This is a genomic window from Moorena sp. SIO1G6 (assembly GCF_010672795.1).
Lineage (GTDB): Bacteria > Cyanobacteriota > Cyanobacteriia > Cyanobacteriales > Coleofasciculaceae > Moorena > Moorena producens.
Genome location: NZ_JAAHFZ010000045.1, coordinates 21,561 through 35,756 on the forward strand (window position 1 = coordinate 21,561; position 14,196 = coordinate 35,756).

Below are 14,196 nucleotides of genomic sequence, written 5' to 3' on the forward strand. Positions count from 1 at the left end.
AACTGCTAAGCATCCTCTCTATCAAGCTAAGAAAAAAATTTTTTGACAGGGATTGTGGACAATTCAATGTTCCAAAAGAACCGCTTCGCGAACGCAATCGGAACCACCAGCTTATTGAGAAGAACTTCGGTATGGGATTTAAAACTATACATTATATCAAAGATCAACAAAGCTCAACAGATGCTGGGTTTAGCACCCCAAAAACTCCAGCAGCTTCAAGCCTTAGGGGAAGATGGGGATTTGAGCTTGCCATTTGATCCGATAAATTTTAACATAAATTAATGTAAGACAATATTTATCAACATATTAACTATGGCTACTTCAGAAGAACAACGCAAACAGAAAATCATGGAGCACCTGCAGAAAACTACGGAACTGCCTCAGGAGCAGCCTTCCTTATCAGAGGCTAGGAAGCAGATAATTATGGAGCACATCAAAATGACACGAGGTTAAGGCAAACCCCTAGCTATTGCGTAGGGTGGGTGAGGCGCGGGAAAGATTTTGATCGATTAGCAATCAGTCTTGAAAAGCGCCGTAACCCACCTTCTTCAAATTTCCCTTCGTTCAAGCCAAGCTACATTTTTAGAGATGTCAGTCCAGTAGGGTGGGTGAGGCGCGGGAAAGATTTTGATCGATTAGCAATCAGTCTTGAAAAGCGCCGTAACCCACCTTCTTCAAAATTGCGCTCCTGACTACTGAGCTATCATGGCGAAGCGAGAATTCTAAACCATGGAAATTCATGACACAGCCCAACAGTCGCTTTATGAATGAGGCAATTGCTCTATCTGTGATCAGCGTTCGCTCTGGAAAGGGAGGTCCATTTGGAGCAGTGGTTGTCAAGGATGGAGAGATTATTGCCAAAGCTCATAATCAAGTCACCTCCACTAATGATCCCACCGCACATGCTGAAATTGTAGCTATCCGTGATGCTTGCAAGGTCTTACAGACTTTTCAACTGACCGGTTGCGAACTCTATACTAGCTGTGAGCCATGCCCGATGTGCCTCGGGGCGATCTACTGGGCTAGGCTAGACAAAGTTTACTATGCCAATACTAAAGCTGATGCCGCTCAAATTGGATTTGATGACCAGTTCATTTACGAGGAATTGGACTTGCCGATAAGCGATCGCAAACTCCCAATAATTCAATTGATGCCGGATGAAGCCTTAAGAGCTTTCCAAGAATGGCAAGAAAAAATCGATAAGGTAGAATATTAATAATAGGGTTTAGCCTATATAAACATAAAAAAAATACCATAAAATTGAAATACAGGCTAAAGTGAGCTGTTGAGATTGCTTACCTGCTCCCTGCAACCAAAATATCCCGGAGATGGCGAAAGGCAGAACGTGAATCGATGGGAGAGGAAGGTTTTATGGATATCACTGCTAGCGTATTTTCCAGGCAAGAGAAACAGCTGGAAACCAGCTTACTACTTCCCCTGCGCAACATTGTGTTACTGCCAGGGATTACGCTGCCAATCGTAGCAGGTAGGCGTCGTTCTGTGGCAGTAGCTGAGTCAACTATGCTGACTGAGCACAAGCAGCTAATTGTGGCTGCGATTCGCCCAGAAGCCCAGGGGAAACTGGAAGAAGACGAAAAAGCTGAAATTAATAGCCTCGACGAGATCTATCCGGTTGCTACCCTGGCTGTGGTCAAAAAAATAAGCCGACTACCCATCGGACCAGTCCAACTGATCATTGAAGGTCTCGAGCGAGTCCGAATTGAGCAATTAATTCAGACCGAACCCACCTACACTGTTAACTATCAACTCCTGCCTCAAGTTACTACAGAAACAGCGATCGCAGCAGGAACAGAACAACAGACCCTAGCAGCCCTAACTAGTGCGATTCAATCCCTTTGGCAAGAGGCTGCTATGTTAAATTCCAACTTCCCTGAAGAACTTTTAGCAGTCTTATTACATAGCGATGATCCAGCGCAGTTGGCTTACCAGACCTCCATCTTGTTACAGCAGGATGTTCCGGAAATGCAGGCAGTGTTAGAGGAGGAAAACCTGGAGATGCTCTTGCGTCAAATGCTGGCGGATTTGAAGCAGGAGGTAGAAGTCCAGCGCCTGCGTAGAGAAATTCTGGGAGAGACGAAAAAGGAAATTGAGGGGCAGCAGCGGGAATTCTTCCTGCGCCAGCAACTGAAGCAAATTCAAGAGGAATTAGGTGAGCTGGATCCCGATAGTCAGGAAATTGAGGAATTGCGGGTTCGGATCAAGGAAGGCCAATTACCGGAAACTGCCCAAAAGCAAGCGAAACGAGAATTAGCTCGCTTAGAACGTATTGGGAATGCCTCGGCAGAAGGTGGAGTGATTCGCACTTACCTCGACTGGTTGTTAGAGATGCCTTGGCACAAGACGGTGCAGGACAACCTGGATCTGCAACATGCTAGGGAAGTCCTTGATGCCGATCACCATGGCCTGACCAAAATTAAAGAACGTATTATCGAACACCTAGCTACCTTCAAGCTCAAACAAATGGCTTGGACTCAGCAGGATCTCGAAACAAGGGATGCTGAACAGCCACAGAAACCAGATCAGCGCTACACCATCGGTACAGTAATTTGTTTTGCTGGTCCTCCGGGGGTAGGTAAAACCAGTCTAGGTCGCTCGATTGCTCATGCTTTAGGTCGTCCCTTCGAGCGAGTCAGCCTGGGTGGATTACGGGATGAGGCAGAATTACGGGGTCACCGTCGCACCTATATCGGTGCTATGCCAGGTCGGATTATACAGGCGCTATATCGAGCTGGGGTGAAGAACCCAGTGATTATGCTAGATGAGTTGGATAAGGTCGGCATGGACTATCGTGGTGACCCTGCCTCTGTATTACTAGAAATCCTTGATCCGCAGCAAAACCATAGTTTCCGAGACCTATACTTGGATTTGGACTTCGATCTGTCCCAGATTATCTTCATTGGTACCGCTAATGACCTATCTCGTGTTCCCCCTCCCCTCATAGATCGGCTGGAGATTATTGAATTATCCGGGTATTCCGAACAGGAGAAAATTGCGATCGCTCAGAAATATCTATTGCCTCGACAGATCGAAAAGGCAGGACTGCCAGCTAATGCTGTGGAACTACCCACAGAAACCCTACGCCAGGTGATTGAAAACTACACTCGTGAGGCAGGAGTACGTAAACTAGAGCAACAACTGGGGACTCTGTGCCGCAAAGTTGCCGTTCAGTATGCCAATGGTAAAACTGAGCCAATGGCAATCAATCCGGAACAGTTGGAAGCCTCACTCGGACCAAGGCGCTTTCTGCTCGAACAGATCCGCAAAACTACACAACCTGGAGTAGCCACAGGTCTGGCTTGGACTCTCCAAGGGGGAGAAGTCCTCTTTGTTGAGGCTGTCTTTTTACCCCAGGGTAAAGACTTGATGCTCACCGGTCAGCTTGGGGAAGTAATGCAGGAGTCGGCTCAGATTGCTCGCTCCTATGTCTGGTCTCATGCTGCATCTGTGGGAATTGACTTGAGTGCATTCAAAGATAATGGCTTACACCTCCATGTGCCAGCCGGTGCAATTCCCAAAGATGGACCCTCTGCAGGGGTAACTATGGTAACAGCGATCGCATCCCTGTTGATGAATCAATCGGTACGCACGGATACTGCCATGACCGGAGAAATTAACCTCAGTGGTGAAGTACTCCCCATTGGTGGAGTGCGAGAAAAGGTGTTAGCAGCGCACCGGACTGGTATCAAACGAGTGCTATTACCCCAACAGAATCAGAAAGACCTAGTTGACGTGCCGGACGATGTGCGTAACCAAATGGAATTTATTTTATGCGATCGCATTGAACAAGTGTTGGAGAATGCCCTACTCCAGCAACAGGAAGTAAAATCTCATCAAGATTCACGGGATGGTCATCACAGGATAACTAAACTGTTTCAGATGTTTAGTAATTGAATCCAAGCGATCACTTACTCCAAGTATCGAGCGATGCACGGCTCTACAAGAACAACTCGCTAAACAACAGGTTTCGACTAATGCTGCTGTCGAAAGATTAGACCGAATCTTGGATTATCTGATGCGACGCCATGGAAAACCCTAAAAACAATCAGGTAAAAGGTAATTTTGTCAACCCCCTACCGATTTACTACCTACCCCTATTTATTACGTACTTAGAGACCAATAGAGATTGCTGGTTGAGTTAGAGTATAGGCTGTGGGATCTAGGATAATTCACTGGCGATTTTATATTTCTTTACAAACTGTCTCAGATGTAAATCAATCGCCCCAAAAAAAATGTGGAGTATAGGCTGTGGGGTGTAGGGGAATTCAAGGGCTATTTCATATTTCTTTACAAACTCTCCCAGATTAAGTCAATCGCCCCAAACAAAAATGTGAATTATAGGCTGTGGGGTGTAGGGGAATTCAAGGGCTATTTCATATTTCTTTACAAACTCTCCCGGATTAAGTCAATCGCCCAACAAAAATTTAGATAATATTAAATTTAATAGCTAGGGATTGGTAGATAAAGTAAACTGCAACTAGTCTAAGACTATGCGGCGACTATCTTACTAGATTATTGACTAAAATTATTGAATAAAAGTTACCACTTATAATCCTAACCAATCCTTGGCTTTGAGTTGTCAAAGATTCTCCAACAAGTCTCAAAGCACTTAACTAATTAAATTCTCAATTAACTTCTCAACAGTCAACCCTCAACAGTAATAAATCAACCATGGATAATCGTTGCATGATTCCCGTAGTTAGATCTCCCAAAGACTACCAAGCTTATCGTATTAGTCCCCAAGATAAAAATCGCTTAGCTATTGTCTTTGATCCAGACAGTGCTAATGCTTCAATAACATTTTGTGTAGAGATTTTTGAGCCAGGAGGAAAGACTCCGCTCCATTATCATAAAATTGGAGTAGAAATGTTCTATATCCTCAAGGGTCAAGGGCTAGCTAGCTGTGATGGCAAAATCGTTACGCTGCGGACTGGAGATACGTTATTAGTTCCGCCTACAGGAATTCATGAAATTAGAAATACTGGGACTGAGCGTTTATATACCCTGTGCTGGATGGTGCCTAATGAGGACTTTGCTGAACTGGTTCGCAGTGGTACACCGGTTGAATTCGATGAAGAGGATTTGAGAGTGCTTGGGCGTCAAGATGTGTTGGTAGCTTGCTGAATAATTTATGTTGAATAATTAAATAGCTGGATATCTGGAACTGTTAATAAATTCGTATTTAGTAAAATCCCAGAATTGTTCAATCCAGCAATAACAGGACTTACGGAAAACTGGACTCCAAACTCACTTATAGTGTAGGCTTCGTTAAGAAAGCATCTTACTAATAGAAGTAGAGTTACTGCGTAAGTCCTATTGATGAAAAAAAGCTTTTACCTAGGAGTTAGTATTTTTACCCTATGCTGGCTCCTTTCATTTTTTCCAGCATTACTCCCTGCAAATTTACCACCAACTGCTGTGAAAATGCTAGGAGCAACGCTTCTCATGGCAATTTTTTGGATTGCTGAAACTATCCCAATTGCGGCCACCTCGATAATTCCCTTGGGTTTATTCCCCTTTTTAGGAATTGTTTCTGCTGAAGAGGTTGCTTCCGCCTATGCTTCTGATGTAGTATTGCTATTTATGACAGTTTTTTTTATTGCTAAAGCGGTTGAAAAATATAATCTACATCAGCGGATTGCTTTCCACATTATTAGCATTATTGGTACCCAACCGACCAGGTTAATTTTGGGGTTTATGCTAGCAACAGCAGTATTGTCGATGTGGATATCGAATACAGCTATAACCTTGATGATGCTGCCAATAGCTATCTCTATCATCGAACAAACGGCTCTTGTCAATCCCAAAATTGATGTAGGTAAAACTCTGGGAACTTCGCTAATGCTGGGAATTGCCTACGCCGCTAATATTGGTGGGATTGGCACCCCGATCGGGACGCCACCTAACCTGATATTTCTGGCACAATTAAAAGAAAATTTTCCAGACAATACCCCGATTACATTTTATCAATGGATGATGGTGGGAGTGCCAGCTGTTTTTATATTTATCTTGTTAACTTGGATCTATTTAACGAAAATTACAGTAAAGCTTGATAATAACACTTTATCGTCAGACTATTTTAATATTCCAGACAAAGAAGTCCAGAAACTGGTAAAAATGTCTCAGGGAGAAAAATACGTTGCCATTTTATTTGGGTTAACAGCATTGTTGTGGATTTTTAGGGCAGATATCACCATCGGTTCCTTTACATTAACTGGTTGGGCAACCTATCTGGGGGTGGCTAACTTTGTTCATGATTCCAGTGTGGCTGCCCTAATTGCTGTTATCATGTTTATACTTCCTGTGAAAACAGAGACGGGGGATAAAATAAACCTCCTAGACTGGGAAACCGCTGTAAAAATTCCTTGGGGAATATTGCTGCTATTCGGGGGTGGAATTGCAATTTCTAAAGGGTTTGCTGCGTCAGGATTATCTCAATTCCTAGGGGATAATTTACAAATCGGATTGCAGGGACTTTCAACGGTTTTGATGGTAGTTTGCATCTGTGTATTTATGACATTTTTAACAGAAGTTACCTCGAATATAGCAACCACGGCTCTGATCATGCCTATTTTAGCTACTGCTGCATCGATTATAAATGTTTCACCTGCTTTGTTGATGTGGCCCGCCGCACTTTCTGCTTCCTTCGCCTTTATGCTGCCAGTCGCAACTGGTCCCAATGCCATTGTTTACTCTCAGGAATATTTTCCAATTTCTACCATGGCTAAGGTAGGATTAGTTTTAAATATAGTGGGGGTGATTTTAGTAAGTTTGTTGATGAATTTTGTAGCTATCCCCATGTTGGGATGGGTAGAGGTTACAGGTTGAAGGTTGGAAGGTTGAAGGTTGGAAGGTTGAAGGTTGGAAGGTTGGAAGGTTGAAGGTTGGAAGGTTGAAGGTTGGAAGGTTGAAGGTTGGAAGGTTGGAAGGTTGAAGGTTGGAAGGTTGAAGGTTGGAAGGTTGAAGGTTGGAAGGTTGAAGGTTGGAAGGTTGAAGGTTGGAAGGTTGAAGTTTGGAAGGTTGAAGGTTGGAAGGTTGAAGGTTGGAAGGTTGAAGGTTAAACAAGAAACAGCATCAATGGTAACACGGGATGGAGTGCGGCTGGATGCGGATATCTACCGTCCCGATAGTGCTGGTGAGTTTCCCGTCTTGCTGATGCGGCAACCCTATGGAAGAGCGATCGCATCTACGGTAGTCTATGCTCATCCCACTTGGTATGCTACCCAGGGTTACATTGTGGTGATTCAAGATGTCAGGGGGAGGGGCACTTCAGACGGTGAGTTTGATTTGTTTGCCCATGAAGTGGAAGATGGCTTTGATAGTGTTAACTGGGCAGCAAGTTTACCCGGTAGCACTGGGGATGTGGGCATGTATGGCTTTTCCTATCAGGGCATGACTCAACTGTACGCTGCTGCCAGCTATCCCAGCGCTCTGAAAACGATCTGTCCAGCGATGATTGGCTATGACTTATACAGCGATTGGGCCTATGAGGGAGGAGCGTTTTGTTTACAAGCTAATCTGGGTTGGGCGATACAATTAGCAACAGAAACGGCACGATTGCGGGGAGATGAGCAAGCCTATCAACTGCTGTATGCGGCATCTCGGAATTTACCCCTGTATGACCCAATTCCGGCTCGGCCTCAAATTCTCCAAGACTTAGCACCAGACTCCTTTTATCACGACTGGTTAGACCATCCTCACCCAGATCAATACTGGGAAAAACTATCTCCCAAGGGAATGATGCCGGATGTAGACATGCCCATGTTACATATTGGCGGATGGTTTGACCCATTTTTGCGAGGGACACTTCATTTATATAAGGATATGGCATCTCATGGCAGTTCGCCCCAGCATCTGATCATTGGACCTTGGGCGCACCTGCCTTGGGGGCGTAAAGTGGGAGCAGTCGATTACGGTCCCGAGGCGAATAGTCCCGTTGATGGCTTGCAAGTGCGTTGGTTTGACCAGTTCCTCAAAGGAATTGATACCAACGTGGTTGAGCAACCCCCTGTTTCTCTATTTGAGATGGGAACTAATCGGTGGCGTTATTTTGATAGTTGGCCTGATGGAAATCAGAAATCTTATTATCTGGTAACTTCCGGTTTAGCCAGTGTCAGGGAAGATTCTGGAAAATTAGTCCCAGAAGAGTCTCAAGGAATGCAACAGCGATCGCAGACACAGGGAGTATCCCAAATCCAGCATACCTTTGATCTATCCTGTGATCTATTAGTTCATGACCCTTGGCGTCCAGTTCCAGCAATAGGGGGTCATGCAGCCATGCCAGTCGGTTCATGCGATCGCACTTCCATAGATTGTCGCACAGATGTTTTAACCTACACCTCTCCACCCTTAGCAGAAAATTTACATTTGGTAGGGGATGTGCTGGTAGAGGTGTTTTGCACAGCTGATACTCCCAGTTTTGATATCTGTGCAGTGTTGTCGGAAGTCCATCCCGATGGCAGGGTTTACAATGTCACTCAGGGATATGGGCGGGTGAATCCTGGAGACAATACTAATCCGTGGCGTATTCGATTCCAAGCAACTTTTGTGCGTATTGCCCAAGGGAATCAGTTGCGCTTGAGCTTAAGTGGGGCTTGTTTTCCCGCTTATCCAGTCAATTCCGGCACCGGGGCTTTTCCTGGTGAAAGTCGATTGATGGATGCTGAGATTATTACTTTGATAGTGAGTTGTGGAGGAGATTATCCAACTCGTGTTTTATTACCTATTTTTAACTCTGACCCAAAATGAGCGCCATGATCAATTTAGCGCTATAGCTGACAGGTCTCCAAAGCAGCAACTAACTGCTCGAAATGATCCAATGTATGAGTTGCCATAACTGAGATCCGAATTCGACTCGTAGGCACTGTAGGAGGACGAATAGCAGGGGCAAAGATACCAGCTGCTTTCAAGGTTTCCCCAACAGCAAGAGCCTCAGTAGCACTATTTATGGAAATGCAAAGGATAGGTGACTCGGAGGGCAAACAGTTGAGATTAGGCAGCTGTTGAGTAATTAACTGTTTGAGAGTCTCTACATTATTCCTAAGTTGAGCGCACCGTTCTGGTTCTTGTTGGACAATTTGGATTGCTGCCAATGCTGCTGCTGTATCTGCTGGAGATAACGCAGTGGTGTAAATCCAGCTAGGAGAACGATTTCGGAGGAAATCAATTAAAACTGCCGAACCTGCAACATACCCTCCCAAACTACCCAAAGCTTTACTGAGGGTGCCAACTTGAATAATCGTTTCTCCAGTACAGCCAAAATGTTCCACACACCCAGCGCCTGTAGCGCCCAAAACTCCCGTAGCATGGGCTTCATCCACCAGGAGCATACAATTAAATTGGTTTGCCAACCCTAATAGCTCAGGCAAGGGGCATAAATCACCATCCATGCTAAAGACGCTATCAGTAACAATTAAGCAACGGCGGTACTGTTGTCGGTATTGAATCAGTTGACCCTGCAAAGAAGCCATATTGCAGTGCTCATAGTCAATTACCTGGGCTCCGCTCAAAATTGCCCCATTTTTTAGGCTGGAGTGGTTGTACTGATCCCCTAGGATTAAATCCCGTTTCCCTACTAACGCCGCAATCGTACCTATATTTGCCAAATACCCAGAGCTATAGACGATCGCATCTTCAGTTTGTTTGAGAGATGCGATCGCATTTTCCAATTCTCGATGCAGTTCCCGGTGTCCAGTGAGTAATCTTGAGCCAGTGCTACCAGTACCATAGTCCTTAGTAGCCGTAACTGCGGCTGCGATTAAAGGAGGAGAGCCCGCCAGTCCCAGATAGTCATTACTAGCAAAGTTAATCACCTCTCGCCCTTCCAGTTGCACCACAGCACCAGGCATACTTTGTAGAGTTTGTACTGAACGATACCAATTGGCTTTCTCAATCGTGGCCAGGGATAGCTTTAGCCAAGCATAAGGGTCAGTAGACATTAGACATTGTATTTGGTGGTGAGACTTGGGCTTGGTGCCGGTTGAATCTTAATCATCTTTTTTCGCCTTCACCCCAACTAACTCTGGATTGCCATCTAAAGAACCGTATAGGATATTTCCCCTCTTGTTGTCTGGTTTATAGAAAAGTAGTCGTTGCTCCAGTCGTTGCAGCTGCCGTTGAGCTGCTTGTGGATTCTTCGAGTAATACTTCTTCAGGTCAATCTTGAAGTGCCGATTAATTTCTGACCATGGGATATCCCAAAGTTGGTCACCACAAAGTACCTCTAATTCCCATCCCTCAATATCAGTGTCCTTGATGTCTAGCTCAACTTCCCTGGGTTCAACCTCAATCAGCTTGCACTTCTCCATTTTGTTAGGGGAGCAGCTACTGAGTAATGTTACTCCCACAGTCAGCAACAAGAGGATGCTACAGAGTTTGTTATTCAAAAAAGATTTTTGGTAAATTTTCATGTCTGCCACCAAACTTCACGATCCTAATAGTATTGACTCATCATCTAGCAAAGGGAATAGGGAGTAGGGAATAGGGAGTAGGGAATATGGCATCAAAAATTCTCACAATTCCTACACGGATCCCTATCCCCTACTAAATTATAGATTGGATCTGGGGATGAATTACCGGAACTGTTAACTATCTATATCTATCAAAATGCAGTTGACAAAATAATAATTTTATGCTAATAAATAGTCGAAATTCACCAGCTATAATAGCTAAGTAAGTCCTGAAAATGAAACATTTTTAAATTCTGGATTCTTCAATTACTAGATTGTAGATCAAACTAGGGTTCTTATGTACTTGTTATGCTAAATAAACAGTCTGGCAAAGGGACTTCGGAGCAGGGACTTCGGAGCAGGGACTCCGGAGCAGGGACTTCGGAGCAGGGAATAGTGGAAAAAGGCCGTATTCAGAAAATTTTGTGAGTTGAATAGCAGAATTTTCCTGTCTTGATTATTGCCCGAGTGGGGGAAACCACGGCAGTTCCTCATGGGGAGGGGCTGGGTGTTAAGACATAACCGCAGGATGGGGGAGCGTTTATAGTCGATAGGTAAAGAGTAATAATTTTAAGTTACATGAAATAAGGCTCCCCTCTCCTTACGGTAATTCAAAGCAAACCTTCGTCCGCACCGCTGTTTGCCCCGTGGAAACGGCAATAGCGAGTGGGGGTTTCCCCCAAGACCGAGCTGCCTCCCCTTTAGCCCCACTGCCTCCCCTGTTCCGAAGCTGCATCGCTTGTAAAGTAAGCTTTATGAGTTTTTTAACTGGAACTTTCGCATAAAAGGTACTGAAGACCCCAAACTAGATATAGAAAATAATCACTGGTCAGTAGTAAAAATTAGATATAGCACTACCCATTAAGGTTAGGAAATTGATACAACCTGAAAAGCTTTTGTAGTAAAATTTTGCCTCTTGCCAATGCCATTGCCCGTAGCGCTATACACTCAATTGAGTGATCATGAGCCTAGCAACGATATCGAAAAAATTAGGGATAGTAACTAACAACTGACCAATCACCTGACCAATTACAAGGAAAACATTCCTTCAAAATTACTCTTTATGAATCATGAGCAAGATAAAACTACCGTTAGCACCGCCAATCTTAGGAATTGCATTAGCAATTGTCAGCTTTAGTAGCAGTATTGCCTTGCCAGGGATTTCAACAGCTAATCCTAGCAATTCCCGGTTGGACTCAAATCAACGTTCTCCAACAGCAGAAGTGGCTCAAAACCACCGAGAGCAAGAGCGAATTACTTCAAGGAATCCACAGCCATTAGGTATCAGTCTAGATTGGGTGCCACCAAATGTACCGGAACGAGGTGTACCCGGTAAACGAAAAGCAGCGGCAAGCCGTGGGGGATGTCCAAAAGTCGAGCCACCTTTGACTGCCTTGGTCCCTGCTAGCCCCACCATTGCCAGTGAGGGTCAAATTGCATCAGAATCGGTTTTCGGCTTAACCGTTGTTTCTCATCCCACCTTCTGGTTTTATGTTCCCTATGCCCTGACACCGGACTTGCCTTTGGAGTTTGTGCTACAAGATGAAAACCATAACGAAATCTACTGGACTAAATTTGTTGCCTCATCTTCCTCACCAAGTGTAGTAGGCATCGAACTTCCATCAACAGTCGCCTCCCTTGAGGTTGGTAAACAGTATCGTTGGTACTTTGTGGTTAAATGTGAGCGACTGGGATCTCCTGTAGTGACAGGGTGGGTAAAACGGATGTCACTCAACCCATCCCTCAAAAATCAGTTAGACCAAGCGACATTAGAACAGAAAGCGATTATCTATGCCAGATCAGGGATCTGGTATGATACCCTTAATGCTCTAGCTAAGCTACGTCAGCAAAATTCTAGCAATGACCTGCTGATCAAGGATTGGGTGAAATTATTGCAGTCTGTTGACTTAGATGCGATCACGCAAGCACCCTTTCTGGAATTTTAAGATCAAGTCGCTCTAATTCCATTACCAGCAAGAGAGTGGGTCATTTCCGGTATTGGTCATTGGTCGAGCCTCCTGTGTATTTTAAGGATGCAAGCATCCAAGCCTTATTTCAGTTCCGGATGAGTTGTACTTTCTTCGGAAACACCCATGTGATTAATAGTAGCGAGTAGCTGGTAAAGACGGCTAACATCTCGTCGATTGAAGTGGAAAACCAGACGGGGGAGTTCAGCGGTTTCATCAGGTAGTTCTTCCGGTAAAACCTGACTTTTCTCAATCCGTCCCTGAACCAAGATATCGCTAAAATGCTGATTTAGCTGTTCAACCTCAGGGTTTGACAACTCAGATTTGAGGCGAATCACGAATTGATCTCTGACATAGCGGCTAGAGTGATAAACCCGGTAAAACCGATTAATGGTTTCGTAAGCCACATCTAAGTTATCTGTGATGGTATAGAGACTGGAATCCTCTGGCCTGATCAAACCCCGTTGCATGAGGTGCTTGTGAATATAAGCATCCCAATCTTTCCAGTAGGTGCCACCAGGTTTATCAATCAGTACTAAAGGAGTTGGTTCTAATCGTCCTGTCTGACAAAGGGTTAAAGACTCAAAGGCTTCATCCTGAGTACCAAAGCCACCAGGAAATAAGGTAAGCGCATCCGTTTCCTTGATGAAAAATAGCTTGCGAGTGAAAAAATACTTGAACTCAATTAGCTTGGGATCCCCTGCGATAAACGAATTTGATCCGTGCTCAAACGGTAGTTGAATATTCAGACCAAACGAATGCTTAGAGCCAGCACCTTTGTTTCCTGCCTCCATAATGCCACCACCAGCACCAGTCATTACCATAAATCCCTGCTGGGTTAAATGATAGGCAAATTCAGCTGCCAGCTGATATTCAGGAGTATTTGGGGCAAGGCGTGAGGAACCGAAAATGGTAACTTTCCGAACATGACGATAGGGATAAAAAACTTGAAATGCCCGCTCCATATCTTCTAGAGAAGCGGTGATTATTTTCCAGTCCAGACGGTCAATTTCTTCCCCAGTTAGTCGCACTAGCACTGCCAGAGACCGTTTGATCAATTTACGATTTTCTAGATTAGGTAGCTGGTCAATCAGTGTTGCTAAATCCGTTGACAGTGAGTTGAAGCCATCCGCAGAAGGAGATAGGGTCATATCGTATCCAGTTGACTACTTATCATTAAAGGTTTTTCGTCAATTGAAAATTGAAAATTGAAAATTGTCAATAGTCAACTCGCTTGACCTTTGGTCACGCTTCGCGAACGCTCCAATTCAAAATTAAAAATTATTAATTCAAAATGACAATCAGTGGGGGCTTGTACCCGGAATTAATTAATTCAAAATTTGTTCTAAACTTGATGCGTAAATTTTTAATTTTTAATTTTTAATTTTTAATTCCCCAAAGGGGTAAAGGATGAATTAGCAATTAACAATTAACAATTAACAATTAACGATTTTCCTGAATACGAAGTGATTAATAAGGTAAGCATTCAGCCGTCAGCCGTGAGCTTTTAGCTCACGCTACTTGAGGTGCCGTCAGCTTTTAGCTCACGCTACTTGAGGTGCCGTCAGCTGACGTAACAGAGATTAAACCAATGGTTAAGCTGTTGTGCATTTAAATTCTACAACACCAAGGCAGAAGGCAGAAGGCAGAAGGCAGAAGGCAGAATGTAAAAGAGTTTCAGTTTTTTTTTCTGATTTAATCAAAGGGAGTTTAAATACGCGACAGCTTACTGGTTTTATTCAAAAGCTGATAGCTGAATGCTG

At 44.2% G+C, this 14,196-nt stretch carries 12 protein-coding genes; 8 read left to right on the forward strand and 4 right to left on the reverse strand.

Translation table 11 applies throughout. The features are described from left to right. The first annotated feature begins 54 nt into the window (after positions 1-54). The 6 genes from F6K63_RS27980 to F6K63_RS28005 all read left to right on the forward strand — a co-directional run bounded on the left by F6K63_RS27980 (position 55) and on the right by F6K63_RS28005 (position 6,846). Positions 55-282, forward strand: coding sequence for a hypothetical protein (locus F6K63_RS27980; RefSeq protein WP_287313721.1), 228 nt, complete (start codon positions 55-57; stop codon positions 280-282). A gap of 30 nt (positions 283-312) precedes the next feature. Then, positions 313-453 (forward strand): hypothetical protein, encoded by a 141-nt coding sequence (locus F6K63_RS27985; protein WP_193431551.1) that lies wholly within the window; start codon positions 313-315, stop codon positions 451-453. A 286-nt stretch (positions 454-739) separates the two neighbouring features. After that, on the forward strand, positions 740-1,216 hold the full coding sequence (locus F6K63_RS27990; protein ID WP_071107245.1) for a nucleoside deaminase: 477 nt from the start codon (positions 740-742) through the stop codon (positions 1,214-1,216). A 155-nt stretch (positions 1,217-1,371) separates the two neighbouring features. After that, entirely contained in the window at positions 1,372-3,912 is a 2,541-nt protein-coding gene (gene lon / locus F6K63_RS27995) for an endopeptidase La (protein WP_287313724.1), read from the forward strand. 777 nt (positions 3,913-4,689) lie between these two features. Continuing rightward, positions 4,690-5,142 carry a cupin domain-containing protein gene (locus F6K63_RS28000; protein WP_008182370.1) on the forward strand — a complete coding sequence of 151 codons (453 nt, stop codon included), beginning with the start codon at positions 4,690-4,692 and terminating at the stop codon, positions 5,140-5,142. Positions 5,143-5,337: 195 nt separating this feature from the next. Then, positions 5,338-6,846 (forward strand): SLC13 family permease, encoded by a 1,509-nt coding sequence (locus F6K63_RS28005; RefSeq protein WP_502708370.1) that lies wholly within the window; start codon positions 5,338-5,340, stop codon positions 6,844-6,846. Here F6K63_RS28005 and F6K63_RS28010 read toward each other — a convergent pair. Further along, positions 6,781-7,083, reverse strand: coding sequence for a hypothetical protein (locus F6K63_RS28010; protein WP_287265534.1), 303 nt, complete (start codon positions 7,081-7,083; stop codon positions 6,781-6,783). The two genes, F6K63_RS28005 and F6K63_RS28010, sit on opposite strands and share 66 nt — an antisense overlap. A 12-nt stretch (positions 7,084-7,095) precedes the next feature. Here F6K63_RS28010 and F6K63_RS28015 point away from each other — a divergent pair, with 12 nt between their 5' ends. Further along, complete coding sequence (locus tag F6K63_RS28015; RefSeq protein ID WP_287313726.1) at positions 7,096-8,766, forward strand: CocE/NonD family hydrolase; 1,671 nt, start codon at positions 7,096-7,098, stop codon at positions 8,764-8,766. Between the two features lie 20 nt (positions 8,767-8,786). Here F6K63_RS28015 and bioF read toward each other — a convergent pair whose 3' ends face one another. Beyond that, positions 8,787-9,956 carry an 8-amino-7-oxononanoate synthase gene (bioF, locus tag F6K63_RS28020; RefSeq protein ID WP_008182365.1) on the reverse strand — a complete coding sequence of 390 codons (1,170 nt, stop codon included), beginning with the start codon at positions 9,954-9,956 and terminating at the stop codon, positions 8,787-8,789. A 48-nt stretch (positions 9,957-10,004) separates the two neighbouring features. Beyond that, on the reverse strand, positions 10,005-10,436 hold the full coding sequence (locus tag F6K63_RS28025) for a hypothetical protein (protein ID WP_137985829.1): 432 nt from the start codon (positions 10,434-10,436) through the stop codon (positions 10,005-10,007). Between the two features lie 1,100 nt (positions 10,437-11,536). Here F6K63_RS28025 and F6K63_RS28030 point away from each other — a divergent pair. Beyond that, positions 11,537-12,412 carry a DUF928 domain-containing protein gene (locus F6K63_RS28030; protein WP_008182359.1) on the forward strand — a complete coding sequence of 292 codons (876 nt, stop codon included), beginning with the start codon at positions 11,537-11,539 and terminating at the stop codon, positions 12,410-12,412. Positions 12,413-12,516: 104 nt separating this feature from the next. Here F6K63_RS28030 and F6K63_RS28035 read toward each other — a convergent pair whose 3' ends face one another. Beyond that, the gene (locus F6K63_RS28035) at positions 12,517-13,584 is read right to left on the reverse strand and encodes an LOG family protein (RefSeq protein WP_008182356.1); all 1,068 of its coding nucleotides are present in this window, start codon (positions 13,582-13,584) and stop codon (positions 12,517-12,519) included. Between the last annotated feature and the right edge of the window lie 612 nt (positions 13,585-14,196).